Origin of the sequence: Amycolatopsis sp. NPDC089917 (assembly GCF_040684635.1) — a bacterium.
Taxonomy (GTDB): Bacteria; Actinomycetota; Actinomycetes; order Mycobacteriales; family Pseudonocardiaceae; genus Amycolatopsis.
Window position 1 is genome coordinate 44,171 of record NZ_JBFBGL010000018.1, and the last position, 25,102, is coordinate 69,272.

Genomic DNA, 25,102 nt, shown 5'->3' on the forward strand with positions numbered 1-25,102 from the left:
CACGGGACAGGGCGAGCGAGGGAGCATCGTGACGGAGAACCAGCAGACGCGGGAGCCGGTCAAGGTCTTCCTCGTCGACGACCACGCGCTCTTCCGGGCGGGCGTGCGCACCGAATTGGACTCGATCACCGACGACGTCCGCGTGGTCGGCGAGGCGGGCTCGGTGGCCGAGGCGGTCGCGGGGATCGCCCGGACCAAACCGCAGGTCGTCCTGCTCGACGTGCACATGCCGGACGGCGGCGGCGCCGAGGTGCTGCGCCGGGTGCGGCCGGAACTGCCGGACGTCGTGTTCCTCGCGCTGTCGGTCTCCGACGCCGCGGAGGACGTGATCGCCGTGATCCGGGCCGGGGCGCGCGGATACGTCACGAAGACGATCTCGTCGAAGGAACTCGTGCGCGCGGTCGTGCGAGTCTCGGACGGCGACGCGGTGTTCTCGCCGCGGCTGGCCGGGTTCGTGCTCGACGCGTTCGCCGACCGGCCGGGTTCCGCGCCGATCAGCGACCCGGACCTGGACCTGCTGACGCCGCGGGAACGCGACGTGCTGCGGCTGCTCGCGCGCGGGTACGCGTACAAGGAGATCGCGTCCGAGCTGTTCATCTCGGTGAAGACCGTCGAGACGCACGTGTCGAGCGTGCTGCGGAAGACGCAGCTTTCGAACCGGTACGAGCTTTCGCGCTGGGCTTCGGACAGGCGTCTCGTCTAGGTGGCGTCCGTTCTCATCGGCCTGGTGGCCCTGTTCTTCCTGGGGATGGGGCTGCTCGGGCTCGTCGATCCGCGGCGGCTGATCCGGCCGTTCGGCATCGCGCTGGAGTCCGCGACCGCGCGGACCGAGGTGCGCGCGGTCTATGGCGGGTTCGGGGTGGCTGTCGCGGTGCTGCTCGGGTTCGCGGCCTTCGACGTCGGCGGGATCCAGCGGGGCGCCGCGATCGCGGTGGCCGTCGCGCTCGTCGGGATGGCCTTCGGGCGGTTGGTCGCGCGGTTCGCGGAACAGCCCGAGAGGTTCTATCCGAGCTGGCTCTACTTCTGGGTCGAGATCGTCATGGCCGCCCTGCTGGTCGTCTCGGCTCTTTGAGGCCGCGTCGACTTTCGCGGGCTAATCGCGATGCGGTGAGGCCCTGGACCTGCCGGATCGCGATTAGCCCGCGAAAGTCGAGTCAGGCGGGGCGCGTGAATTCGTGGGTGACCTCGATCTTCCCCACGATGTGCGTGTTGAACTCGGCCAGGTCCTCGGCCGGGACCCAGAGCTCCAGGATGGTCTTCCCGCCCGCCTGCTGGACGGGGTACCGCCGCACGAAGTCCGTCTCGACCTCGAACCGCGTCACGAAGCCGGCGCCGTCGTACCGCACGTTCCAATCCCGGGCGATCTTGATCGCGTAGTCCTCGTTCAGCACCGGATAGAAGATCGGCTGCTCAGGCAGCCGCGGCGGCCACTCGCGCCAGCCCGACTCCCGCACGAGATCGAGCTCGACCGGCCCCGTCGGGCGCCACAAAGTCGTCGTCACGGCGCGGCCTCCCCGGCGGCCGCGAGGGGCCGCTCCACCACGGGGGCGGTAGCAAAGGTCCCCCGCTCCCTCGGGCGGAGCCGGGTCAGCGCGACCCCGCCCAGCACGACGACCATCCCGGCGATCACCCGGAAGTTCAGCGGCTCGGCCAGGAACACCGCCCCCAGCAGCACCGAGACCACCGGCAGCAGGTACCCGACGATCGACGCCGCGACGGCGCCCTCGCTCGCGAGGAGCTGATAGTTCAGCGCGAACGCGATCCCGGTCGACCCGATCCCCAGGATCACCACCGCGACGATCGCACCGGTGCTCAGGTGCACCGGTGCGAAGCCGCCCATCGGCATCGCCAGCAGCAGGAACCCGGTCGCCAGCAGCATCTGCCCGCCTGCCAGCGCCATCGGCGAGTCACCGGTGCCGGTGAGGTACTTGCCCTCGTACACGAACGCGAAACCGTAGCTCGCGGCCGCCGCGAGGCACGCCAGCGCGCCCCAGCTGAGCAGGCCGGACGCCTGCCACGGCGCGAAGATCAGCAGGATCCCGGCGAGCCCGGCGATCAGCCCGGCGACCCGGACCGCGGTCATCCGCGTGCGCGCGCCGAGCATCGGCGCCGCGACCAGCACCCACAACGGCGTCGTCGCGTTCAGGACGCCGGTGATCCCGGAGTCGACGGTCAGCTCGCCCCACGCGAGCAGCAGGAACGGCAGCGCGTTGTGGAAGAACGCCGCGACGGCCAGATGTCCCCAGACCCGCCGTCCCGACGGCAGCCGGTCCCGGCCGAGATAGCAGAGCCCGATCAGCACGGCCGCGCCGAGCGCCACCCTCGCCAAAACCAGCTGTACCGGCGAAAACGCGCCCAGTCCCAGTTTGATCCAGAAGAAACTCGATCCCCACATGAGCGCCAGCGCGCCGATCCGCAGCAGGGTCTTCGTCTCGCCCACCCCAGTCCTCCTTAAGTGCCTGGCCCAGCTTCGCCGCGCCGACGTGTAAGGACAAGCGAAAATAACTGCATGAAGCCTTAAGGAGAACTGTACGATCGGGGCATGCTGGACGTCCGTCGCATGCAGGTCCTCCGAGCCGTGATCAGCAGCGGTTCGATCACCGCCGCCGCCCGGAATCTGGGCTACACACCTTCCGCGATCAGCCAGCAATTGTCCACTCTGGAAAGAGAAGCGGGCGTCGAACTGCTCGAACGCGTCGGCCGCGGCGTGCGGCCGACCCCGGCCGGTTCGCTGCTGTCCGAACACGCGGAAACACTGAGCACCCAGCTCGCGAAGGCCGAAGCCGCGCTCACCGAACTCAAGGAAGGGCGCACGGGCAGGCTCGCGATCCGCTACTTCGCCACGGCGGGCGCTTCGCTGGTGCCCTTGGCCGTCGCCGCCCTGCGCCGGGAATTCCCGGGCGTCCGTCTCGACCTGAAGCTGGTCGAGCCCGACGACTCGCTGCCCGAGATCGAGTCGGGCAAGGCCGACGTCGCGATGATCGTGCTCCCCAGCGACACCCCGCGGATCAAGGGCGCCGAGTACATCCACCTCCTCGACGACCCGTACCGCGCGATCCTGCCGAAGAACCACCGTCTCGCCCGCAAACGCGTCCTCGATCTCGGCGAACTAGCGGAGGATCCGTGGGTCGGCGTCGACGGTCTCCCCGGCGCCTGCCGCGACATCCTGCTCGACGCCTGCGGCGCGGCCGGATTCGCCCCGAACCACGTCGTCGAATCCGAGGATTACCAGACGGCGCAAGGGTTCGTGGCCGCCGGTCTCGGGGTCGCGCTCATCCCGGAACTCGGCCTCGGCGCCCCGCACCCCGGCGTCGCCATCCGCAAGGTCCGCCGCCCCGATCCGGTGCGGTCCATCCACGCGGCCGTCGCCGCGCACGCCAGGGAACACCCCGCGGTGCGGCGATTCCTCGGCGCGATCCGCGAAGGTGCCCGAGCGGCCTGACCGGATGGGTAGGCGGCGATGATCGGTTGGGCAGGAAACCCGGCTGAGCTTGAACAGCCCGACCGGCGGCCGACAACCTGGCAGGGACCCTGCGAACTCCGCCAGTGAAAGGACCCCCGTGCGTCCCTTGATCATCCTGCACGGCTCTTGGCACCAGCCCGCCCATTTCGACGACGTCGCCGAGCGCCTGCGCCGGGAAGGCGTCGACGTCACCGTCCCCGACGTCGGCGCGCGACCGATCGCCGAAGTCACCCGTACCGTCCAGGAGATCGTCGACCGGGCGGCCGAACCGCCGGTCGTGCTCGGGCACTCCTACGGCGGGGTGATCGCCGCCGGGCTGGAGCGGGTCTCGCATTTGATCCTGCTGGCCGCGATCGTCAGCGAACCGGGGGAGACCGCCCGGTACTGGATCGAGCGGGTCACCGAGGAAACCGGTCGCGAACCCGAGTCGCTGCCCCTGATCTTCGACGACGAGGGCATGACCCACCTCGACCTCGCCGCCGTCCGCGAGGCGCTGTACGCCGACTGCTCGGACGCCGTCGCCGAGCGTGCCACGGCGCTGCTGCGCCCGGAGCCCGTCTCGATCTTCACCGAATCGCCGATCGGTGCCTCGTGGAAGGAAATTCCTTCCACCTACATCACCTGCTCCGAAGACCGGGCGCTCGCACCGGAGATGGTCGCCCACTTCGCCGCGCGGTGCGACACGAACGTGACGTGGCGGGCCAGCCACAGCCCGTTCCTCAGCCGCCCCGTCGAACTCGCGACGCTGATCCGCGAGCGGCTCTAGCTAGATCAGGAACAGCTCGGCGAACAGCACCCCGATGAGGATCGCCGCCACCACGGCACCCGCCGTGATCAGCCATTTCCGGGTGTCCGGCGACTTCGCCGCGGCCGGCGCCGCGGGAGCGTAGTGCTGCTGCTGCGGCGCCGGTGGCACGTACTGCTGAGGCGGCTGCTGCTGAGGCGGCTGGAACTGCTGCGGCTGCTGCTGGGGGAACTGCGGGACCGGCTGCTGCGGCGCCGGGGGCATCGGTACGGGCATCGACGCCGGCATCGTCGGCATGGCGGGCGCGGTCGGCGGGATGAACGCCGTCTGCCGCCCCTCGGTGATCGCGCCGAGCGAGCGGACCGTGTCGGCCATCGTCGGCCGCACGTCCGGTTCGGGCCGCAGCATCTTGCGCAGCGCGCCGGCCAGCGGACCGGCGGTCTGCGGCGGCCGTTCCGACGACTCGCCGTCCTCGCCGAACGGCGGCACACCCTCGACGGCCGTGTACAGCGTCGCGCCCAGCGAGAACACGTCGGACGCCGAAGTCGCGGGCTCGCCGCGCGCCACCTCGGGCGCCCGGTACGCGGGGCTCGCGCCGCCACCGGTGATGCCGATGTCGGTGAGCTTCACGCCGCCGTCGTCGGCCAGCAGGACCGTGCCCGGCTCGACGGTCCGGTGCACCACCCCGGCCTCGTGCATCGCGGCCAGCGCCCGGCCGAGCATGATGCCCAGCGCGGCGGCCTGCTCCGCGGTCAGCCTGCCGTGCTCGGCCAGGAAGGCCGACATCCCGCGCGACGGGATGTACTCCATCACCAGCCACACGTCCGGCCCGTCGGGCAGCACGTCGTACACCTTGATGGCGGTGGCGTGCTCGAACTTGGCCGCGTCCTTGCCCTCTTGGACGACGACGGCCTTGGCCTGCTCCGCCCGGTCCGGCGGCAGGCCGACGGGCAGGTACATGCGCTTCATCGCGACCGTGCGCAGCAGACGGGTGTCGAACGCCAGCCACACGATGCCCGCCCGGCCACGCCCGATGGGCTGGTCCAGGCGGTACCGGCCGCCGACGATGGAACCTTCAGAACTCAATGCAATCCTCGGATTACGGGGTCGCCGGAGGCGATGTCGGCTCGGACTCGGACTTTGTCGGCGACGGCGCACTCGAACTCGGCGTCTTCGTCGGCGTTGTCTTGGTCGGCGTCTTGGTCGGCGTCGGCGGGTCCGGCTCCTGGGGCTGAGTCACCTTGCTCGACGTCTTCTTCGACGACGACGTCTCCTTGGGCGGCTCGGACGACTGCGTCTCCGACGGCGATTCCGTCGTCTCGGGAGCCGAGGACGTCGGTGTCGGGGACGGCTTCGTCGAGGAGTTCCCCACCTGCGCGGGCGCTTCCGGGTTGTTCGGGCTCAGCAGCCAGAAACCCAGCGCGGCCAGCGCCACGACCACGACACCGCCGATGATCGCGGGCTTCTTCCACGAGCCCGGCTTCTCGTCGTCGTCCTCGTCCACCGGACTGGTCTGCGCCCGGGTGGGCGGTGGCGGGGGAGGAGGCTGGTCGTCGTAGTCGTCGTCGTAAGGATCGTCGTCGTACCCGCCCGCGGGGATCGGGACGGCGCGCGTGGGCGCCGGGCCACCGCCGGGGTGACCGCGCTCCGACATCAGCGCCGTCTCGTCGTAGTTGTCGTACCCGTCGTAGTCGTCTTCCGGGTACCCCGACGCGGGCGGCTGGTGGTAGTCGTCCTCGTCGTCGTAGTACGACCCGGCGGCGGCCTGATCGTCGAGGAGCGAGCCCGAGTGACCGGCCGATTCGCTGTCGAGCGCCTGGGTCCCGCCCGCGCCCGCGACACCGCCGGCGAGCGCGCCCGCGACGGGGGCGGCGAGCATGGTGTCGTCCGCGGGACCGCCCAGAGGCGTCTCACCCCGGGCGACAGCGGCGAGGAGTTCTTCGCACTCTTCGGCGGTGGGACGGTGCCGCACCTCCGGGTGCAGCAGCACGGCCAGCACGCTGGCGAGCGGGCCGGACTGGCGCGGCGGGATGATCTGCCCGGCCGCGACCGCGTGCAGCAGGCTCAGCGTGTTCTCGCTGAGACCGAACGGCGGCTGGCCTTCGCAGGCCGCGTAAAGCGTCGAGCCGAGCGAGAAGACGTCGGACTCCGGACCGGGGTCGCCGCCGATGGCCACCTCGGGCGCCAGGTAGGCGGGGGTACCGGCGATCATCCCGGTCTTCGTGACCGTGACGTCGTCCTTCGCCCGCGAGATGCCGAAGTCGGTGATCTTCACGGTGCCGTTGGGCGCCAGCAGGATGTTGCCGGGCTTGATGTCCCGGTGCACGATGCCGACCGCGTGCGCCTCGGTCAGCGCCGCCGCGACCTGCGCGCCGATCCGCGCCACCTCCGTCGGCGGCAGCGTCCGCTCCTCCTGCAGCACCTGGGCGAGGCTGGTGGAGTTCAGGTACTCCATGATCAGGCACGGCTGGCCGTTGTCGTCGGTGACGACGTCGAACACCGAGATGGCGTTCGGGTGGTGCAGCCTGGCGGCGATCCGGCCTTCCCGCATCGTGCGCTGGCGGGCGTCTTCGGCGCCTTGGGCCTCGAGGCCGGGCTGCAGCAGCAACTGCTTGATCGCCACCGTGCGGCCGAGTACCTCGTCATGCGCTTGCCAGACGGCACCCATCGCGCCTGTGCCGATCCGCTGGACTATGCGGTATCGACCGGCGACCAGGCGACCCTCGTCGCTCACGCGACCTCCCTTTGGGCTCCGTCTTCACGTCGCGGAGTCGTCCGCGCACGCGGTGCGGCCTTCAGCACGCCACAGCCTTGGAGCGTATGCACATGTAGTGGTCTGTGTGCCGGCTTTTCCGAGACCGACTCGTGACAAGGCTAGGCGCTCACTCTGCGCACACACACGCGGTACGCTCTGATCGCCCTGGGTGGAAGGCCGGTTTACGCGGGGTGTCCGTCACATGTGCTGCGCGGACAGCAGCCGCGCGTCGGTGATCAGACCCGTCGTCTCGTCGGCGAACGCCAGCACCTGGGTGACCCGCACCAGTCCGCCGTCCGGGTTGCGCATGGTCACCACGGCGAGGATCGTGCCGTCGGCCTGTTCCCGGAGGTCCTGGATCTGGATGGCGTCCATGGAGCTCCAAGCCTCGATCAGCTTGCCGGCTTCGGACTGCGCCAGCACCGGCGTGAGCAGGGACTTCGCGCCGTAAGGATCGGCGTCGACGGTCTGGTAGAACTTCCGGACCGCGTCGATCTTGCCTTCGGACGTGCTGATCGCGGCCGGCTTGGTGGCCGTCCGCGAGCTCGTGCTGCTGGTCGCCGAGCCCTGCCTCGACAGCGAACCCGAACCGGTGCCGGAAGACGGCTGGGCCGCCGTGCTGGTGCCGGTCGACGTCGGCTTCTCGTGCTTGAGCTTCGGCTCGGTGGAGTCCGGGACGGCGAGCCCGCCGAGCGCGGCGGCTCCGCTCATCACCTCGGGAGCGGCGGCACCCGGCACCGAACCCTGCCGCTGGGTTCCCGCGAGCACGCCCGCGGTGACGACGGCGCCCGCGACCAGCAGTCCGGCGGCGACCAGACCGGCCATCTTGGCCCGCCGGGCGGCCTGGCTCTCCGGCTCGTCCGAGTCGGGTTCCGGCTTCGGCGACGGCTCTTCACGGGTGCGGGCGGGAACGAACTTCTGCGGCTCCCGGAAGACCTGCTCGAGGTACTCGCGGTCGACGCGGGTGTCGTTCAGGATCTCTTCCGGGATGACGTCCTCGACACGTACGGCGTCCTCACGCCGTATGCGCTGTCGATCAAGCACGAAATTCCTCGCTCTGGTCCGGGGCAGGCGCTGGGCCGTTCGGCCGACGCCATTGGTCCGCGCGGCCGTCTTCTGAACGGTGCGGACCTTGCTGTCGTCAGGTAACCCTGTGGAGACGGTCCACGGCCAGGCTCTATCGCCGGAATGCCGTCGCGATACGACGAACGGCAGCTTAGGTCACCCACCCGGACCAGGGACAACCGCTCGGCGCACCGCACGTGCAGAGGAACAGGACACCTGCACGTGCGCGATCGCCTACATGCCGTCGTCGACGATCTTGTCGTCGTCACCGAAGGTGAACGTGCGCTGCTCCATGGTCTTCGTCCCGTCTTTGTGAGTGACCTCGACGGTGTTGACCGTGACGCCGCGGCGCTGGTCGATGCTGACCTTCTTCACCTCGAAGTAGGCGACGTCGGCGTAGCGCTCGCGCAGGCCCTGCGCGCCTTCTTCGCGCAGGCCGCCGGAGGTCACGGCGGCGGCTTGCTGGGGATTGGTGGTGACGGTGTTGAGGAAGGTCTCGGTGTGGTCGCCCATCGCCTGCGCGTCCGGCTGCGACGCGTACCAGGGGGAGGTCGTGGTGGTGCGGTCGGCGGGCATGACCGGCGGCTTCTGCGGCCGCTCGCTCGACGTCGACGACGCGGGCCGTCCGGTCGTGGCCGGTCCGCCCGAGCCGGGCTGGGACGCGCTGCTGCCGGTGCTTTCCTCGTCCGAAGGCGTGCCGGAGTTGGCGGAACTGCGGTCGTCCTGGGAGGAGGAACCGGTCGCGGAATCGGACGGGTCGCCCGCCGTGCCGCCCTCCGGTTGCGTGGTCGGATTGCCGGCGAGGCCGTCGTTGGTCAGCGGGGCACCGCCGCGGTATCCGGGCCAGCCGCCCTGGCTCTGCTGCTCCGGCAGCGGTTTGCCGACCAGGAACGAACCGGCGAAGAGCAGGCCGACGACGACCAGCGCGGACGCCGCCGCGGCGAACCAGGCCGCTTTGCGCCAGGTCTTGGGCGGAGTCACCGAAGCGGGCACCGAACCGAGGTCGAAGGTGCTCAACCCGTCGATCGGCGGGACTGTGTAGACGCGGACGTCGTCGTCGTCGGTCTCGACCGGCGCGGGACGACGGGGAGCGGGCGCTGTCAGCGTCACCTTCGTGCGCTGCGCGGCCTTCGCGCGCCGTTCCTCCGCGGAGGGCCGGACGGGTTCGGTGAACGAGACCTCGACGCGTGCCGGGCGTTCCACGGGCACCTCGCGAGCGGGCTGGGGGAGCGGCAGGTGGCCGCTCGATGGGGCGTAGCCGGGGCTCGGCGCCCTCCTGTTCCGCGGTGGCGGCAGAGGAAGGGAACCGGTGGAAGGCGGGGCGAACTCACGGTGTGCGTGATGCCCGTGCCCGGTGGGGCGCTGCCGCCTCGGCGGCACGGGTGGGGTCCAGCTATCGGTACCGCCCGCCCGGTGACGGCCCGCGTGCACGGCGCCGTCCCGTTCTTGGTGTTCCGCCCAGCCGTTCATGTCCGAGCGACCCCCTCACGGGCCGGCCCTGACGGCGATGTGACACCGGTTAAGCCGAACGGAGCAGTGACTTCACGGGATCCCTCGCTTGCAGACTCCCGGGCAGTCTCGTGAGCAAATGCACGCGCATGCGACTGTGGGCGCGCGGGGCCGTAGCCCCCGCGCGCCATGCGGGCATCGCCCGACCCAGACGCAAGGGTCCTCACGGGGACCACACTAAAAGCCCGACGCCCCGCAAGTCTTCACCCAGTCTGCAAGTTGCAGATGTTTCACTCGGTCGGGCGCGGCCGAACGGGCCTCGGTGACGTAACGCAGCGCTATCGGTGCTGGTGAAGCCCTTTAGTTGCCGCTGCGGTACTTCTGCTGGGTCGATTGCAGGGCCTTGGTGGCCGTGATTCCGCTACCCGCTGCAAGCAAAATCGCGATGATGTCGAGCGGCGTTCCCCCACTAGTGAGCAGCCAGGCGAACAGGGAGGCCGCGGTGGTACCCGCGGCGATCGGCCAGCGCGTTTTGATGTACTGGGCGACGGGGGCACCGCCCGCGCGCTTACCCGCCGCGTTGTTCAGCATGGCGAGATAACCGAGATGGCCCAGTGCCGCCAGGACACCGGCGATCGCGATGATCACGGCGATGAGGTTAATCATGCTGTCCAGTTTGCCTGGTCTCACGCCGCCATGGCTCGGGGAACACCCTGAGTTTCGCCTCACGGCACGAGATCGTGACGTGGCCGGATCGCGTTCAGCGGGCTAAACGCGATCCCGGCGCGACGCGGGGGGAGCAAGGGACCTTTGCTGTCGCCCCTGCCTCTAACGACCCAGCCTGCCCCGGCCCAGGTTCAACAGCGCCATCGCCAGCTGCCGCCCCTCCGGGCCGAGTTCGCGGTAGCGCGCCAGCACGTCCATCTCGCGGTTGTAGACGATCCTCGTACCGCCCGCGGCCATCCTGGCGGCGCCGATCGTCTTGGAGACCTCCACGCGGCGTTTGACCAGCCGCAGGATCTCGCCGTCGAGGACGTCGATCTCCTCGCGGAGCGCGCCGATCTCTTCAGCGGTGGCGATGGGCTCGTCGGCGTCCGGCTTCTGTGTGGTGTTCATCGGGACCTCTCTTCGGTCCGGATTCCCTGCTGGCCCCCGGAACAGCGTAAAGCCCCGGGGTCCGCGGACTCCGGGGCTTCGGGTGATGGCATTTCGGCACTATGCGATCACGGGAGCCGGAGTCCGGGTCCCGTAAAAAAATCGCGTCGCGAGGTGCCGCATACCGATCATTATGCCACAGCGAAGCCGTCCTCCCGTTTGAAGTGGCGGCGGGCGCCGCGGACGCGCGCGTGCACGAGGACGCTCATGGCCAGCCAGAACATCGGCATCGCGGGCCAGAAGAACGGCACCCCCGAAACCGTCCAGCGCACGATCAGCAGCACCGAGAGCGCGACGGCGACCGCGAGGTGGATCCGCACCGCCCGATGCCCGAAGACGACGGGACTCCGCCTCGGCGCGGGCTTCGGCAGGTCGGAGGTGAGCGCGGCGAGTTCGTCCGTGTATTTGGTGGAATACACAGCGCTCAGCCGGTCTTCTACCTCTTCGAGGGTGAGACGGCCTTCGCCGCCGGCGGCCTGGATAAGCGAGGCGACCCGCTCCCGGTCGGTGTCGGCGGCCCTGAGCCGGGAGGGAATTCCGTTGGTGTCCATGGCATCCGATCCTCCGCCGCGAACACCGTCCGCGCGTCGGACGGCAGGCGACAACACCGCCTACGCCCGGCGCTGTAGCGTGGACCGGCGATGAACACCCTCTTCGATCTCCCAGCGGACGGTCCGGTCAAGCCCCGGAACACGGACCTGCTCGACGACCTGAACCCGGCGCAGCGCGAGGCCGTGACCCACGCGGGCTCGCCGCTGCTGGTCGTCGCGGGCGCGGGCTCGGGCAAGACCCGGGTGCTGACCCGGCGGATCGCGTACCTGCTGGCCGAACGGGACGTGCACCCCGGCCAGATCATGGCGATCACGTTCACCAACAAGGCGGCCGCGGAGATGCGGGAGCGGGTGAGCGACCTCGTCGGCCGCCGCGCCAACGCCATGTGGGTGTCGACGTTCCACTCCATGTGCGTGCGGATCCTGCGCCGTGAGGCGAAAACGCTGGAGATGTCGTCGAGTTTCTCCATCTACGACTCGGACGACACCAAGCGGCTCATCACCCTCGTCGCCCGCGATCTCGACATCGACCCGAAGAAGTACGCGGCGCGCACGCTGGCCGTGCACATCTCGAACCTCAAGAACGAGCTGATCGACCCGGACACCGCGGTCGCCGACGCGGGCAACGACCTCGAACGCCGCGTCGCCGAGGTCTACGTCGAGTACCAGCGGCGGCTGAACCAGGCCAACGCGTTCGACTTCGACGACCTCATCATGCGGACGGTCGAACTCCTGCAGACCTTCCCGGACGTCGCCGAGTACTACCGGCGGCGGTTCCGGCACGTGCTGGTCGACGAGTACCAGGACACGAACCACGCGCAGTACACGCTGGTCCGCGAACTGGTCGGGACCGAGAAGAACGAGGCCGGGATCGAGCCCGCCGAACTGTGCGTCGTGGGTGACGCGGACCAGTCGATCTACGCCTTCCGCGGGGCGACCATCCGCAACATCGAGGAATTCGAACGCGACTTCCCGAACGCGCGGACCGTGTTGCTGGAACAGAACTACCGCTCGACCCAGACGATCCTGAACGCGGCGAACGCGGTCATCGCGCGGAACCCGAACAGGCGCGCGAAGCGGCTGTGGACCGATTCCGGCGACGGCGAGAAGATCGTCGGCTACGTCGCGGACAACGAGCACGACGAAGCGGCGTTCGTCGCGGGCGAGATCGACGCGCTGGCGGACAAGGGCGAAGCGGACTACTCCGACGTCGCGGTCTTCTACCGCACCAACAACCAGTCCCGTGTCTTCGAAGAGATCTTCATCCGCCTCGGCCTGCCGTACAAGGTCGTCGGCGGCGTGCGGTTCTACGAGCGGCGTGAGGTCCGCGACATGCTCGCGTACCTGAGGGTGCTGGCGAACCCGGAGGACACGGTTAGCCTGCGCCGGGTCCTCAACGTCCCCAAACGCGGCATCGGAGACCGTGCCGAAGCGGTCATCGCGACGTACGCCGAGCGGGAGCGCATCTCGTTCGCGCAGGCGCTGCGTGGCGCCGTCAACGGCGAGATCCCGTTGCTGAACCCGCGTTCCGCCAAGGCGATCACCGGTTTCGTCGAGTTGCTGGACGAGCTCGGCGAGGTCGTCCAGAGCGGCGCCGAAGTCGCCGACGTCCTCGAAGCTGTCCTGGAACGCACGGGCTACCGCGCGGAACTCGAAGAGTCCGACGACCCGCAGGACGCGTCGCGGGTGGAGAACCTGACGGAACTCGTCACCGTCGCGCGGGAGTTCACCGAATTCACCGCCGAGGTCGCCGGTCCGGACGGCGAACTGCCCGAGCCCGACCCCGGTGTGCCGGAGCCGGGCTCGCTGCCCGCGTTCCTGGAGCGGGTCTCGCTGGTGGCGGACGCGGACTCGATCCCCGCGGCCGACGGTGGCGACAGCGAAGACGGCGACGGGCACGACGCGGGAGTGGTCACGCTGATGACCGTGCACACCGCGAAGGGCCTGGAGTACCCGGTCGTCTTCGGCACGGGCTGGGAAGACGGGATCTTCCCGCACATGCGCGCGCTCGGTGACCCGACCGAACTGGCCGAGGAACGCCGGCTCGCCTACGTCGCGATCACGCGGGCCAGGAAGCGGCTGTACGTCTCGCGTTCGATGGTCCGCTCGGCCTGGGGGCAGCCGCAGATGAACCCGGCTTCGCGGTTCCTCGACGAGCTGCCCGCCGAACTGGTCGACTGGCGCAGGCTCGCGCCTTCTTCCTCCTCCGGCGGTTTCGGTTCTTCGGGCGGCTCGCCTCGGGCCGCGACGACGTGGGGAAGCCGCGGTGGCGGCTCGCCCTCGGCGTCGAGGACGGCGAGCACGAGCCCGTTCGGCAAGGGCTGGAAGGACACCGTCGCGCTCAAGCTCGACGTCGGCGACAGGGTCAGCCACGACAAGTACGGGCTCGGGACGGTCGTCGCCTGCGACGGCGTCGGGCCCCGTGCCACGGCGACGATCGACTTCGGCGCCTCCGGCAAGGTCCGGCTGATGCTCATCGGCAGCGTCCCGATGGTCAAACTGTAGCTCTGACCTGCGGTTTCCTCGCCGCCTTCGAAAACTGTCGGACCCTTCCCGTATACCTGTGCCATCGAACACGAGTTCGATGCGCTGGGGTATGCTGGACAAGCCGGTGTACCCCGATCAGGGGAGGGGGCGCACGGTGTGGACGGGGTCTTGTTTGGGGTTCTCTCGAGTGGGGTACTCGAGTACCTGCGGGGTGTTGAAAAAGGGGCGGGGCCGGATCGGGGTCCGGAACCGCCGGAAGTGCTCAGGCTGGTCGCGGCCTGGCGCGCGTTACTGCGGACGCACGAACCGGACGGGGCCGGACGGTGCGTCGTATGCGGGCACGCGCGGCGATGGCTGTTCGGGCCGCGGCCAGCCGGGTACCGAACTCTTCCACGGGGATTTCTCGGGGGACTTCTCGCCGGATGGCGGCCGATCGAACGGCGCCCGGCGGGCCTCTGCACCGTCTGGCAGATCGCCGTGGGGTACTTCATCCGGAAACTGCCCGACGGCGTCGCGTGAGGGCGTTCAGGGCCCGGAAATCCACCCGCGCTCCGAGCCGGAGGACCTACGACGCTTCCCGATGTCCTCGAAGGGGGAAGCGGAGGGCCTGAAGGCGCGCCAGAGCGTCATTGCCCGGCGCGCCCTGGGAGCGGGCGGGATCACCGGTGTGGTGAAGGGACTGCACGGTGGAAGACAACGCGACGAAGCGAAGGGCTTCGGTGAGCGGAAAGGCGAGGCTCGATCAGCCGACGTTGACGCCGCGGGCGGCGAGCCACGGGCGCGGGTCGATCTTCTTCGTGCCGTTCTGCCACACCTCGAAGTGCAGGTGCGGGCCGGTGCTCTGACCGCGGTTGCCGACCTCGGCGATCTCCTCGCCGCACTTGACCTTCTGGCCTTCGCGGACGGAGAACGAGTTCATGTGGCCGTAGACGTGGACCGTGCCGTCGGAGAGCTGGACCTTGACCCAGAGGCCGAAACCGCTGGCCGGGCCGGCTTCGATGACCGTGCCGTCGGAGGCCGCGACGATCGGGGTGCCGATCGGGGCGGCGAGGTCGATGCCGAGGTGGCTCGTGCCCCACCGGGCACCGAAGCCCGAGGTGAAGGTGCCCTTGGCCGGCATGCAGGTCTTGGGCCGCTTGGCCTCTTCTTCGGCCTTGCGGGCCGCTTCGGCCTCACGCTTCACGCGGGCCTGGGTGATGCTGTTGTTGTCCGAGAGCTTCTGGGCCTCGGCCGAGGCGTTCGCCGACTGGCTGGTCGGCAGGAGTTCGGGAGCGCCACCACCGGCTCCGCCACCGAGGGCGAACGAGGCGCTCGCGTCCTGGGTGCTGGCCAGCGGGGTGACGGCGGCGTCGGAGGAATCCGAAACGGACTTCAGGGTCTGCCCGGCAGCGGCGGCCGCGAAGGCGCCGGCGGCGACGGCCGCGACCACGACACGGCCGCGAAGGGCCGAGGACGGGGGCGACAGTCGGTGCGAGCCCCGGACGCGAACGACCGCACCATCGAGTGCGTTCTCGAGCGCCGGGGAAGGAGCTTGGCCGCCGGGGGAGCGGTGTGAAGCCAAGACGGGGCCTTCCGTGTTCGGGGAGTCGGATCAAGAGCCCGGGCGGGGGAACCCGGTGAAGAACCTCGGGGGTGGTTCGTTCGGTGCTCTCATTCGTGATCTGACTGTAATGGGGACCCGGGGACAGTAACGAAGCGGCACCCCGGTCAGCAAGATCTGGCGGCGCTCTCGGCCGATCGGGCGACGGTGATCTGGCCGTTATCCAGTGAAGATTACCCAAAGTTAGAGGATGTTTACTCTTAACCTTGTGATTTGCGTTACAAGATCATGCGGCCGTTCGGGGGTACCGGAGGGCCGGAAAGGAGGCAGACGAGGGAAATAACCGGTTGCCCGGTGATGTTGAAGGACGCTTGCCCGCTCTCGGCCGTCTCCGAGGCCGCTGGCGCCCCTGCTGGCGGGCCCTGCCGGGTCCGGCTTGCTAGCGTCGCCGTCGATGACTTCGCGCTCACGGCACCCCGGCGCAACCGCCGGGCAGGCCGTCCCCGGGACCGCGTCCGCCGAACTTCTCCGGAGCGAACCGGGCGCCCGCCCGCGAGCGCTCCTGCTGTCGGCGGGGCTGGTGTCGGCCGGTGCGGTCGCGCTGGCGGTCGGCTCGCTGATGCCCGCCGTGCGGGGTGGTTCCCCCGGTTTCACGTCCGCTCCGTTGCTGGTCGTACTGGCCTTGGCGCCCGCGGTGGCCGTGCTCTACGCGGTGACGACGGGACGTCCCGGTCTCGCGGCCGGGCTGGTGCTCGGCCTGACCGCGCTCGCGCCCGGACGGCTGCTGCTGGACCTGCAGTTGCTCGCGGACGGATCCCTGGCGTCGCGTCCGGAACTGTTCCTCGCCGACAGGCTGCTCACCTTGCCTCCGGCCGGACCCGGGTTGTGGCCGCTGGTGGCGGGCCACCTGCTCACGCTCGCCGCCGGGGTGTTCGCCGCCGGGACCGCCCGCGACGAGGCGGAGCTGGCGGGCGAACTCGACGGACGGCGTCGGTGGCGGCTGCTCGGGCCCGTGCTCGGCGTGGCGGCCGGGGTCGGCCTGCTGCTCGCGCCCCTCGGTTCGGGCAACGCGTACCTCCTGGCCAAGAACGCTTTCGAGGGGCCGACGGTCGCCATGGCCGGTTACCTGCTGCTCGCCGCGATGCTGCCGCTGACCGTGCTCGTGGCGGTGAGCTCGCCCTCGGCCGGGGTCGGCAAGGGCGGATTCGCCGGAGCCGGGCTGGCGGCGCTCGCGGTCGGCGTGCCGCCGGTGGTCGCGGGGCTGGTCGTGGACCGGCTCTCGATCGCGCCGGGTTCGGTGCTGGTGACGGTCGCGGGCCTGGTGCTGGTCGGGCTGGCCTTCACCCGGTTCGACGTCGTGGAAGCGGACGACGAGGTGACCGGCGACCTGGCGGGCGAGGCCAGGCTGCCCGGGCTGTTCTGGTGGCGGCTGGCCACCGGCGGGCTGGCGTTGCTCGCCGCCGCGGCCGCGGCGGCCGGCGCGCTGACCCCGGTGTTGAAGGCCAACGGTCCGACGCCGGTGCCCGAGACGCCGTCGCGCTGGCTGCTGCTCGGAGCCGCCGTCGTGCTCGCGGTGCCCGCGCTGTTCGTCTTCGTGCCGCGGCTCTCGGCGTTCGCCAGGGGAGTCGTCGCGGCGACGTGGGCGGGTGTCGTGCTCGCGGGGGCGGCCGTGCTGAGCGCGGCCCTGTCCGTGACCGAGGACAAGGCGGTGGACCCGGCGTCGTTCGGTGTCGACCTGCCGCTGCCGTTGCCGGACAAGGTCGGCTTCTCGGCGGGCCAGGGCGTCACGTGGACGTTCATCGCGCTCGCGCTGGCGGCCGTGGCCGCGCTCGCGGCCGTGGTCACCGGAGTCGTGGAACGCGACGTCAGCGACGAAGCCGCCGGGATGGACGTCGAGTCGGACGGGTCACGGGCCGACGGCGCCGTGCTGACCCCGGTCGTCGCGGCGGCGGTGCTGGCGATCGCCGCCTTCGGCACGCCGGTGTTCACCGCGCCCGGCTACACCGCTCCCGGCCTGTGGTCGAACTTCGGCGCGGCGTCGTGGGGCCTGCTCGGCGCGCTCGCGGTCGTCCTCGGCCTGTACGCGCTGGTCCCGCGTTCGCGGCCGGCCGCCTCCGCGGCCGCCTTGGCCGGTGCCGCGCTGGTGCTCGGCCTGCGCGCGGCGGAACTGCCGCTCGTCGGCCCGGGATACGAAGGCTCGTCGGCGGGGATCGGGTTCTGGCTCGCGCTGGGCGCCGCCGTGGTCTCCCTCGTCGCGGGCGGCATGGCCGTCGCGGGCTCACGGCGGTCCGCGTGACCCGTCGTCTCCTTCGCGTCGTGCTGGCCGAGTTCGATGTCGAAGAAGGCGCGTCGGTCGCGCTCGGGAGAGCGCTGCGCGACGACGGCGTCGAGGTCGTCTACGCCGGGCGTCTCGAAACCGCCGAACAACTGATCCGGACGGTCGAACAGGAGGATCCGGACATCCTCGGCGTCGTGCGCGGCGCGAGCGAACCGGAGGGACTCGCCGGAACGCTCCCGGGCGTCCTTCTCTTCGCGGTCGGTAACGGCCCGAGCGGATTCGAGAACGCCTTCGAAAGCCTGGAAGAGGCGTCGAACTGGGTCTCCGGTGTGCGGTCTCACACCGTGGAAACACCGTCTGACCGCGTACGGTGACCGACTTCACCAGGTGCGGAGTCCCCTGCTTCTGCGCAGGTCGCTAACCTCGACTGGTCCGACAGCGCGGTCCGGCAACGGACCACCACAGTGGCGTGTCGTCAGGAGACTGGAGTAGTGGACCTCTACGAGTACCAGGCGAGGGATCTCTTCGCCGCCCACGGAGTACCGGTTCTGCCGGGTGCCGTGGCAAACACCCCCGAAGAAGCCAAGGCCACCGCCGAGAAGATCGGCAACCAGGTCGTCATCAAGGCGCAGGTCAAGACCGGCGGCCGCGGCAAGGCCGGCGGCGTCAAGCTGGCCCAGACGCCGGACGAGGCCGCGGAAAAGGCCGAGGCGATCCTCGGTCTCGACATCAAGGGTCACATCACGCGTCGCGTGCTGGTGGCCGAAGCCTCGGACATCGCCGAGGAGTACTACTTCTCCTTCCTGCTGGACCGTGCGAACCGCACCTTCCTCGCGATGGCCTCGGCCGAAGGCGGCGTGGAGATCGAGCAGCTGGCCGTCGAGCGTCCCGAAGCGCTCGCGAAGATCCCGGTCGACGCGATCGTCGGTGTCGACAAGGCGAAGGCCGTCGAGATCCTGACCGCGGGCAAGTTTCCGGAGAACGTGGTCGACGAGGCCGCCGACGTCGTCGTGAAGCTCTGGGAGACCTTCGTCTCCGAGGACGCGACCCTGGTCGAGGTCAACCCGCTGGTCCGTGACCCGCAGGACAAGATCATCGCCCTCGACGGCAAGGTCACCCTCGACGAGAACGCCTCGTTCCGTCAGCCGGGCCACGAGGCCCTGGTCGACAAGGACGCGGAGAACCCGCTCGAAGCCAAGGCCAAGGCCAAGGACCTCAACTACGTCAAGCTCGACGGCGAGGTCGGCATCATCGGCAACGGCGCGGGCCTCGTGATGTCCACGCTGGACGTCGTGGCCTACGCGGGCGAGAAGCACGGCGGCGTCAAGCCCGCCAACTTCCTCGACATCGGTGGCGGCGCTTCGGCCGAGGTCATGGCGGCCGGACTGGACGTCATCCTCAACGACACCGACGTGAAGAGTGTCTTCGTCAACGTCTTCGGTGGCATCACCGCTTGCGACGCGGTCGCGAACGGCATCGTCGAGGCGCTGAAGATCCTGGGTGACGAGGCCACCAAGCCGCTCGTCGTGCGGCTGGACGGCAACAACGTCGTCGAGGGTCGCCAGATCCTCGCCGACGCGAACCACCCGCTGGTCACCGTGGTGGACACAATGGACAACGCGGCCGACAAGGCCGCCGAGCTCGCCGCGGCAGGTGCGTGAGATGTCGATCTTCATCAACGAGAACAGCAAGGTCATCGTCCAGGGGCTCACCGGCTCCGAGGGCATGAAGCACGCGACCAAGATGCTGAAGTCCGGCACGAACATCGTGGGTGGCGTCAACGCCCGCAAGGCAGGCCAGACCGTCTCCATCGAGGGCAAGGACCTCACCGTGTTCGGCACGGTCGAGGAGGCCATCAAGGAGACCGGCGCCGACGTTTCGGTCATCTTCGTGCCGCCGAAGTTCGCCAAGGACGCGGTCATCGAGGCGATCGACGCCGAGATCCCGCTCGCCGTGGTGATCACCGAGGGCATCCCGGTGCACGACTCGGCCTACTTCTGGGCGCACGCCGTCGCGACCGGCAACAAGACCCGCATCATCGGGCCGAACTGCCCCGGCGTGATCAGCCCCGGCAAGTCGAACGCGGGCATCATCCCGGCCGACATCACCGGCGCCGGCCCGATCGGTCTCGTGTCGAAGTCCGGCACGCTGACCTACCAGATGATGTACGAGCTGCGTGACATCGGTTTCTCGACCGGTGTCGGCATCGGCGGCGACCCGGTCATCGGCACCACGCACATCGACGCCCTCGAGGCGTTCGAGGCCGACCCCGAGACCAAGGTCATCGTGATGATCGGCGAGATCGGCGGCGACGCCGAAGAGCGCGCCGCGGCCTACATCAAGGACAACGTGACGAAGCCGGTCGTCGGCTACGTCGCGGGCTTCACCGCGCCCGAGGGCAAGACCATGGGCCACGCCGGCGCCATCGTCTCCGGTTCCTCCGGCACGGCCGCCGCCAAGAAGGAGGCCCTCGAGGCCGCCGGCGTCAAGGTCGGGAAGACCCCGAGCGAGACCGCCGTCCTGGCACGCGAGCTGTACAACAGCCTCTGATCTTCGGAGACTGAGCTTTCCCCGGCGGGCCGGGCACCACACCGGTGCCCGGCCCGCCTGCTTCTGCCCCCACCGGATCGCGTTCAGCCCGCTAAACGCAGTCCGGGGCCGCGTCGACTTTCGCGGGCTAATCGCGATCCGGCGGGCGGGTCGACTTTCGCGGGCTAATCGCGAAGTGGGGCTTCGCGAGGGGTTTCGTGGGGAACCCGATCGGGTGTACAGACGTCTCAGAGCCCGAGGCGTGGGGTGACCGCGTGTGCGCTAGCGTTCGAGCATCACAGCCGCCTCGTTTGTCCCGGGAGTTCCGCGCGCCCCGGGGTGCCGGTCGAACGACAGGAGAGCATTCGGATGTCCTATCCCAGCGGTGGGCCCGGCTACCCCCAGCAGGGTGGCGGCCAGCAACCCCCTCAGTCCCACCCCGGCTCGGGAGCCTTCCCACAGCAGCAGGCGCCGTCGGCCCAGCCGGCGCCGCTGAACCTGGCGCTGCTGCTCGCGCTCGCCGTCACGGTCCTCGGCCTGGTCCAGTTCTTCATCGGCTTCTCCGACGAGGCCGACGCCGCCGGGCAGGTCTCGGTCTTCCTCCTGGTCAGTGGTCTGCTCGCGGCACTGCACGCGCTGCCGCGCGGCCCGAAGACCCTGCCGTTCGCGGCGCTGTTCAGCGTCCTCGGCGCGTTCGGCGCGCTGGACCTGATCATCGGCTACGGCAGCGGTCGTTCGGAGGTCTCGGTCCCGGGCATCCTCACCGTGGTGCTGATTCTCGGCATCCTGCAGATGCTGGTCGCGGTCGCGGCGCTGCTGTTCGAGCACGACGTCATCAAGCTGCCCGCCGCGAAGCCGCAGCAGCAGGCGCCGCAGGGCCCGTACAGCCAGCAGTTCCCGCAGCAGGCCCCGCAGGGACCGTTCGGTCAGCAGGGCCAGCAGGGTCCGGCCGCCACCCAGGTCCAGCCGTTCCCCGGCGCGGGCCAGCAGGGGCAGCAGGCCCAGGGCGAGCCGTCCGGCCCGTTCGCGCAGCCCGGCGGATTCCAGCCGCCGGTCACGCAGCCGCCGGGCCAGCAGGCCACGACGTACGCGCCGCAGCAGGGGCAGTTCTTCCAGCAGCCGCCGTCCTCCTCTCCGGAGCCGGGCCAGAACCCGGGTACGCCGCCGGGTGGTTTCGGCCAGCAGAGCTGATCTTTCAGACCTGAAAACACCCGCTGTGACTCTTCGTGTCACAGCGGGTGTTTTTGCTTTCCGGGTTACCCGACCGGGTGGGTTGGGCCACGTGCGCCGTTCGGCGGCGGCGTGCCTCACCCGGACGGAGCAGCACGGATGTCATGGTGCGGATCATGAAGATGCTCACCCGCGACGAACGCCCGCCGGGCGAAGAGCCGGTGAGCGACCTCGTCCCCGAGCCGGAGGTGTCCAGGGCGAAGCGGGTTCGGGTGTTGCTCGCCGCGGCCTGCTCACCGCTGCTCTTCTCCTTCACCGCCGTCGCGTTCGTCCTCGCGGTGGTCGCGTTCACCGCCGACCGGGCCCGGTTCTCCGCCACCGGCGCCCTGCTCGCCGCCGGGCCGGGCTGGCTCGCCTCGTGGCAGGTGGAACTCGACCTCGGCGGGCATACGCTCGGCGTGCTGCCGATGCTGCCGACGCTCGTCGTCGCGTGGCTCGTGGCGCGGTCGGCCGCGCGGGCCGTCCGCCGGATCGGTGGCCGGACCCCGGCGGACGCCGTCCCGGTGGTGACGGTGATCGCCGGGGCGCACGCGCTGTTCGGCGTGCTCATCGCCTTGCTGACCGGCGGATCGCCGATCGGGGTCAATCCGCTGACCGCCTTCTGCGTCCCGGGACTGTTCGCCGGGCTCGCCGCCGTCGCGGGAGTCGCCAAGGTCTGCGGGCTGCCGGCCACGGTGCGGGACCGGTTCGACCCGGTGGCCGTCCACGGCCTGCGGGCGGGCGCGCTCGGCCTCGCCGCGCTGATCGCCTGCGGCGCGGTGGTGTTCACCGCGGCCACCGCGCTCTCTTGGTCCACTGTGGACAGTTTGTTCGAGCCGGGCTTCGGTGCGAGCTTCGGCATGTTCGTGCTTTCCGTCGCCTACCTGCCGAACGCGGTGGTCGCGGCGCTTTCCTTCGCCGCGGGGCCGGGCTTCTCCGTCGGTTCGCTGACCGTCGGGATGTTCGGCTATCAGGAAGGACGGCTGCCGGGAGTGCCGGTGCTGGCGGGGATCCCGTCGCACCACGCCGTGTGGTGGCCGGCGTTGCTGCTCCTGCCCGCGCTGGTCGGGGCGCTGGTCGGCTGGCGGATCCGCGCGATCGACGAGGATCCGATGCTGCGGATGCGGGCGGTCGCCGTCGCGGGCGCGCTCGTCGCGTTCGGCTGCGTCGTCCTCGGGACCCTCGCCGGCGGCAGGCTCGGCGACGGGCCGTTCGACCCGGTCAGCGTGCCGGTCGGGGTCGCGTCGGTGATCGCCTTCTGCTGGATCGTGATCCCCGGCGGGTTCGTCGCGTTCTTCGCCGGAGCACACGAGCCTCCCGAACCGCCAGGGGAGCCCGGGGTCGAGATCGTCGCCGAAGCCGATGAAGACGTCGTCGAGCCCGAAACGGACGAAGCGGCGGAAACCGAGGAAGACGCCGAAGCCGAACTCTCCGAGGAAACCGAGGAATTCGACGACGAGGCCGAGGCGGAACTCGCCCGCGAACTCGGTGAGGACCTCGACGAGCCCCCGGCGGAAGAAAGGCCCGAACCCGAGCCCGAGCAGGACGTCGCTGTGACCGAGTCCACCGAGGGGTCCGGCGACGAAAGCGCGCCCGGCGGCGACCGTTAGGGTTGTCGCGACCAGGTGAAGCGCCGTACGCCCGAGTGCGTACCGCCGTGGCAAGGAGCCCGTTCTGGCTAGTCGGTTGGACCTGCCCACTCCGGTGAAGCTCGTCGTCCTCGCGTCCGGTTCCGGCACGCTGCTGCAAGCCGTGCTCGACGCGGTCGAAAAGCCGAATTTCCCGGCGAGAGTGGTCGCCGTCGGAGCGGACCGCACCGGGATCGAAGCGCTCACGCGCGCCGAGCGCGCCGACGTGCCGTCGTTCACCGTGCGGATGGCCGACCATCCGGACCGCGCGGCGTGGGACAAGGCGATGACCGAAGCCGTCGCCGCCTACCAGCCGGACCTGGTCGTCTCGGCGGGGTTCATGAAGATCCTCGGCGCCGAATTCCTTGCGCGGTTCCCCGGCCGCGTGATCAACACGCATCCGGCGTTGCTGCCGTCGTTCCCCGGCGCGCACGCCGTGGCCGACGCGCTGGCGATGGCGGTCAAGGTCACCGGGTCGACGGTGCACTTCGTCGACGCCGGAGTCGACACCGGGCCGATCATCGCGCAGGAGCCGGTGATCGTGGAGTCCGACGACGACGAACACGTCCTGCACGAGCGGATCAAGGCCGTGGAACGCAGGCTCCTGGTGGAAACGATCGAGAAACTCGGCCGGAGCGGGTGCTCGGTCGAGGGACGAAAGGTGAGGTTTTCGTGAGTACCGCACAGGGACAGCGTCCCGTCCGGCGCGCGCTGATCGGTGTCTCGGACAAGGCCGGCCTGCTCGAACTCGCCACCGGGCTGCACGCGGCCGGCGTCGAGATCGTGTCGACCGGAGGCACGGCGAAGGTCATCGCGAACGCCGGCGTGCCGGTGACGCCGGTCGAACAGGTCACCGGGTTCCCCGAGTCCCTCGACGGCCGGGTCAAGACGCTGCACCCGCGCGTGCACGCGGGCCTGCTCGCCGACCGCGACCGCCCGGAGCACGTCGAGCAGCTGAAGCAGCTCGACATCGCGCCGTTCGACCTGCTCGTGGTCAACCTGTACCCGTTCACGCAGACCGTCGCCTCGGGCGCGAGCCCGGAGGACTGCGTCGAGAACATCGACATCGGCGGCCCGGCGATGGTGCGTGCCGCGGCGAAGAACCACAACAGCGTCGCCGTCGTGGTCGACCCTTCCCGCTACGAGTGGGTGCTGGAGCGCGTCGCCGCCGGCGGTTTCGAGCTGACCGACCGCAAGCGGCTCGCCGCGCAGGCCTACGCGCACACGGCGGCGTATGACACCGCCGTCGCCGCGTGGTTCGCCAACGTCTACGCGCCCGCGGACGACTCCGGTTTCCCGGACTTCACCGGCGCTTCGTGGGAGCGCGGCGACGTGCTGCGCTACGGCGAGAACCCGCACCAGAAGGCCGCGCTGTACAAGCACTGGCGGCCGGGCCTCGCGCACGCGGAACAGCTGCACGGCAAGGCCATGTCGTACAACAACTACGTCGACACCGACGCCGCCCGCCGCGCCGCCTACGACTTCGACGCCCCGGCCGTCGCGATCATCAAGCACGCCAACCCGTGCGGGATCGCGGTCGGCGAGGACATCGCCGAGGCGCACCGGAAGGCGCACGCGTGCGACCCGGTCTCGGCCTACGGCGGGGTGATCGCGACCAACCGGCCGGTGACCCGCGAGGCCGCCGAACAGATCTCCGAGGTGTTCACCGAGGTCGTCCTGGCGCCGGACTTCGACGCGGAGGCGCTGGAGATCCTGCAGCGCAAGAAGAACGTGCGGCTGCTGAAGCTGCCCGCGATCACGTCGCCGGATCCGATCGAGTTCCGGCCGATCTCCGGCGGCATGCTGGTGCAGACCGTCGACACGATCGCGGCCGAGGGCGACGACCCGGCGAACTGGACCCTCGCGACCGGCGCGCCCGCCGACGAGCGGACGCTGGCCGACCTCGAGTTCGCGTGGCGTTCGCTGCGCGCGGTGAAGTCGAACGCGATCCTGCTGGCGAACGACGGCGCGACCGTCGGTGTCGGCATGGGCCAGGTCAACCGCGTCGACTCCTCGCGGCTCGCGGTCTCACGGGCGGGCGACCGGGCGAAGGGCTCCGTCGCCGCTTCGGACGCCTTCTTCCCGTTCCCGGACGGGCTCGAGGTCCTGCTGGAGGCCGGTGTCCGCGCCGTTGTCCAGCCGGGCGGATCGATCCGCGACGCCGAGGTCATCGCCGCCGCCGAGGCCGCCGGGGTCACCCTGTACCTCACCGGCACGCGCCACTTCGCCCACTAGCCCCGCGACCTCC

General features: G+C 70.3%; 23 protein-coding genes. 13 read left to right on the forward strand and 10 right to left on the reverse strand.

All coding sequences use genetic code 11. The features are described from left to right. The first annotated feature begins 28 nt into the window (after nucleotides 1-28). Nucleotides 29-703 carry a response regulator transcription factor gene (locus AB0N89_RS15680; protein ID WP_005165099.1) on the forward strand — a complete coding sequence of 225 codons (675 nt, stop codon included), beginning with the start codon at nucleotides 29-31 and terminating at the stop codon, nucleotides 701-703. Beyond that, nucleotides 704-1,072 (forward strand): DUF4345 domain-containing protein, encoded by a 369-nt coding sequence (locus tag AB0N89_RS15685; RefSeq protein WP_364204871.1) that lies wholly within the window; start codon nucleotides 704-706, stop codon nucleotides 1,070-1,072. It abuts the gene before it with no gap. Nucleotides 1,073-1,154: 82 nt separating this feature from the next. Here the strand turns inward: AB0N89_RS15685 and AB0N89_RS15690 are convergent, their stop codons facing one another. After that, on the reverse strand, nucleotides 1,155-1,502 hold the full coding sequence (locus AB0N89_RS15690; RefSeq protein ID WP_364204872.1) for a hypothetical protein: 348 nt from the start codon (nucleotides 1,500-1,502) through the stop codon (nucleotides 1,155-1,157). Then, the gene (locus tag AB0N89_RS15695; RefSeq protein WP_364204874.1) at nucleotides 1,499-2,440 is read right to left on the reverse strand and encodes a DMT family transporter; all 942 of its coding nucleotides are present in this window, start codon (nucleotides 2,438-2,440) and stop codon (nucleotides 1,499-1,501) included. Before AB0N89_RS15695 ends, AB0N89_RS15690 begins: the two co-directional genes overlap by 4 nt. 102 nt (nucleotides 2,441-2,542) lie before the next feature. On the opposite strand from AB0N89_RS15695, the gene AB0N89_RS15700 reads away from it, so the two are divergent. Together AB0N89_RS15700 and AB0N89_RS15705 are read left to right on the forward strand one after the other, a co-directional pair. After that, nucleotides 2,543-3,442, forward strand: coding sequence for a LysR family transcriptional regulator (locus AB0N89_RS15700; protein ID WP_364204876.1), 900 nt, complete (start codon nucleotides 2,543-2,545; stop codon nucleotides 3,440-3,442). Nucleotides 3,443-3,560: 118 nt separating this feature from the next. Continuing rightward, the gene (locus AB0N89_RS15705) at nucleotides 3,561-4,229 is read left to right on the forward strand and encodes an alpha/beta hydrolase (protein WP_364204878.1); all 669 of its coding nucleotides are present in this window, start codon (nucleotides 3,561-3,563) and stop codon (nucleotides 4,227-4,229) included. On the opposite strand, the gene AB0N89_RS15710 is transcribed toward AB0N89_RS15705, so the two are convergent. The 7 genes from AB0N89_RS15710 to AB0N89_RS15740 form a co-directional block, all read right to left on the reverse strand. Then, on the reverse strand, nucleotides 4,230-5,294 hold the full coding sequence (locus AB0N89_RS15710; protein WP_364204879.1) for a serine/threonine-protein kinase: 1,065 nt from the start codon (nucleotides 5,292-5,294) through the stop codon (nucleotides 4,230-4,232). Nucleotides 5,295-5,307: 13 nt separating this feature from the next. Next, nucleotides 5,308-6,942: a protein kinase gene (locus AB0N89_RS15715; RefSeq protein WP_364204881.1), complete on the reverse strand. Its 1,635-nt coding sequence runs from the start codon at nucleotides 6,940-6,942 to the stop codon at nucleotides 5,308-5,310. 219 nt (nucleotides 6,943-7,161) lie between these two features. Next, entirely contained in the window at nucleotides 7,162-8,007 is an 846-nt protein-coding gene (locus tag AB0N89_RS15720) for a hypothetical protein (protein WP_364204883.1), read from the reverse strand. A 255-nt stretch (nucleotides 8,008-8,262) separates the two neighbouring features. Next, nucleotides 8,263-9,231 carry a hypothetical protein gene (locus AB0N89_RS15725; protein ID WP_364204885.1) on the reverse strand — a complete coding sequence of 323 codons (969 nt, stop codon included), beginning with the start codon at nucleotides 9,229-9,231 and terminating at the stop codon, nucleotides 8,263-8,265. Nucleotides 9,232-9,837: 606 nt separating this feature from the next. Then, nucleotides 9,838-10,143 carry a hypothetical protein gene (locus AB0N89_RS15730; RefSeq protein ID WP_364204886.1) on the reverse strand — a complete coding sequence of 102 codons (306 nt, stop codon included), beginning with the start codon at nucleotides 10,141-10,143 and terminating at the stop codon, nucleotides 9,838-9,840. A 162-nt stretch (nucleotides 10,144-10,305) separates the two neighbouring features. Next, nucleotides 10,306-10,593 (reverse strand): chorismate mutase, encoded by a 288-nt coding sequence (locus tag AB0N89_RS15735; protein ID WP_364204887.1) that lies wholly within the window; start codon nucleotides 10,591-10,593, stop codon nucleotides 10,306-10,308. A 170-nt stretch (nucleotides 10,594-10,763) separates the two neighbouring features. Then, nucleotides 10,764-11,183 (reverse strand): DUF1707 domain-containing protein, encoded by a 420-nt coding sequence (locus tag AB0N89_RS15740; protein ID WP_364204888.1) that lies wholly within the window; start codon nucleotides 11,181-11,183, stop codon nucleotides 10,764-10,766. Between the two features lie 90 nt (nucleotides 11,184-11,273). On the opposite strand from AB0N89_RS15740, the gene pcrA reads away from it, so the two are divergent. Further along, nucleotides 11,274-13,688 (forward strand): DNA helicase PcrA, encoded by a 2,415-nt coding sequence (gene pcrA, locus AB0N89_RS15745; RefSeq protein WP_364204890.1) that lies wholly within the window; start codon nucleotides 11,274-11,276, stop codon nucleotides 13,686-13,688. Nucleotides 13,689-14,412: 724 nt separating this feature from the next. On the opposite strand, the gene AB0N89_RS15750 is transcribed toward pcrA, so the two are convergent. Beyond that, nucleotides 14,413-15,099: a M23 family metallopeptidase gene (locus tag AB0N89_RS15750; protein WP_364204892.1), complete on the reverse strand. Its 687-nt coding sequence runs from the start codon at nucleotides 15,097-15,099 to the stop codon at nucleotides 14,413-14,415. Nucleotides 15,100-15,664: 565 nt separating this feature from the next. Here AB0N89_RS15750 and AB0N89_RS15755 point away from each other — a divergent pair. The 8 genes from AB0N89_RS15755 to purH all read left to right on the forward strand — a co-directional run bounded on the left by AB0N89_RS15755 (nucleotide 15,665) and on the right by purH (nucleotide 25,089). Further along, entirely contained in the window at nucleotides 15,665-17,506 is a 1,842-nt protein-coding gene (locus tag AB0N89_RS15755) for a hypothetical protein (RefSeq protein ID WP_364204894.1), read from the forward strand. Continuing rightward, entirely contained in the window at nucleotides 17,503-17,862 is a 360-nt protein-coding gene (locus AB0N89_RS15760; protein WP_364204896.1) for a hypothetical protein, read from the forward strand. The genes AB0N89_RS15755 and AB0N89_RS15760 overlap by 4 nt, the downstream gene beginning before the upstream one ends. Before the next feature lie 117 nt (nucleotides 17,863-17,979). Beyond that, nucleotides 17,980-19,149 carry an ADP-forming succinate--CoA ligase subunit beta gene (gene sucC, locus AB0N89_RS15765; protein ID WP_020633416.1) on the forward strand — a complete coding sequence of 390 codons (1,170 nt, stop codon included), beginning with the start codon at nucleotides 17,980-17,982 and terminating at the stop codon, nucleotides 19,147-19,149. 1 nt (nucleotide 19,150) lies between these two features. Next, nucleotides 19,151-20,038: a succinate--CoA ligase subunit alpha gene (gene sucD, locus AB0N89_RS15770; RefSeq protein WP_005165134.1), complete on the forward strand. Its 888-nt coding sequence runs from the start codon at nucleotides 19,151-19,153 to the stop codon at nucleotides 20,036-20,038. 348 nt (nucleotides 20,039-20,386) lie between these two features. Then, nucleotides 20,387-21,208 (forward strand): DUF5336 domain-containing protein, encoded by an 822-nt coding sequence (locus tag AB0N89_RS15775; protein WP_364204898.1) that lies wholly within the window; start codon nucleotides 20,387-20,389, stop codon nucleotides 21,206-21,208. 143 nt (nucleotides 21,209-21,351) lie between these two features. Continuing rightward, a complete protein-coding gene (locus AB0N89_RS15780) occupies nucleotides 21,352-22,836 on the forward strand; it encodes a DUF6350 family protein (protein ID WP_364204900.1) in 1,485 nt (494 codons plus the stop codon). Nucleotides 22,837-22,912: 76 nt separating this feature from the next. After that, a complete protein-coding gene (gene purN, locus AB0N89_RS15785; protein WP_364204902.1) occupies nucleotides 22,913-23,530 on the forward strand; it encodes a phosphoribosylglycinamide formyltransferase in 618 nt (205 codons plus the stop codon). After that, on the forward strand, nucleotides 23,527-25,089 hold the full coding sequence (gene purH, locus AB0N89_RS15790; RefSeq protein ID WP_364204904.1) for a bifunctional phosphoribosylaminoimidazolecarboxamide formyltransferase/IMP cyclohydrolase: 1,563 nt from the start codon (nucleotides 23,527-23,529) through the stop codon (nucleotides 25,087-25,089). Before purN ends, purH begins: the two co-directional genes overlap by 4 nt. The last annotated feature ends 13 nt before the right edge of the window (nucleotides 25,090-25,102 follow it).

Coding starts and splice junctions, on each gene's coding strand:
- AB0N89_RS15700 (WP_364204876.1), top strand. CDS start 2,543: ATGCTGGACGTCCGTCGCATGCAGGTCCTCCGAGCCGTGATCAGCAGC.
- AB0N89_RS15730 (WP_364204886.1), bottom strand. CDS start 10,143: ATGATTAACCTCATCGCCGTGATCATCGCGATCGCCGGTGTCCTGGCG.
- AB0N89_RS15735 (WP_364204887.1), bottom strand. CDS start 10,593: ATGAACACCACACAGAAGCCGGACGCCGACGAGCCCATCGCCACCGCT.
- AB0N89_RS15740 (WP_364204888.1), bottom strand. CDS start 11,183: ATGGACACCAACGGAATTCCCTCCCGGCTCAGGGCCGCCGACACCGAC.
- pcrA (WP_364204890.1), top strand. CDS start 11,274: ATGAACACCCTCTTCGATCTCCCAGCGGACGGTCCGGTCAAGCCCCGG.
- AB0N89_RS15755 (WP_364204894.1), top strand. CDS start 15,665: ATGACTTCGCGCTCACGGCACCCCGGCGCAACCGCCGGGCAGGCCGTC.
- sucD (WP_005165134.1), top strand. CDS start 19,151: ATGTCGATCTTCATCAACGAGAACAGCAAGGTCATCGTCCAGGGGCTC.
- AB0N89_RS15775 (WP_364204898.1), top strand. CDS start 20,387: ATGTCCTATCCCAGCGGTGGGCCCGGCTACCCCCAGCAGGGTGGCGGC.
- AB0N89_RS15780 (WP_364204900.1), top strand. CDS start 21,352: ATGGTGCGGATCATGAAGATGCTCACCCGCGACGAACGCCCGCCGGGC.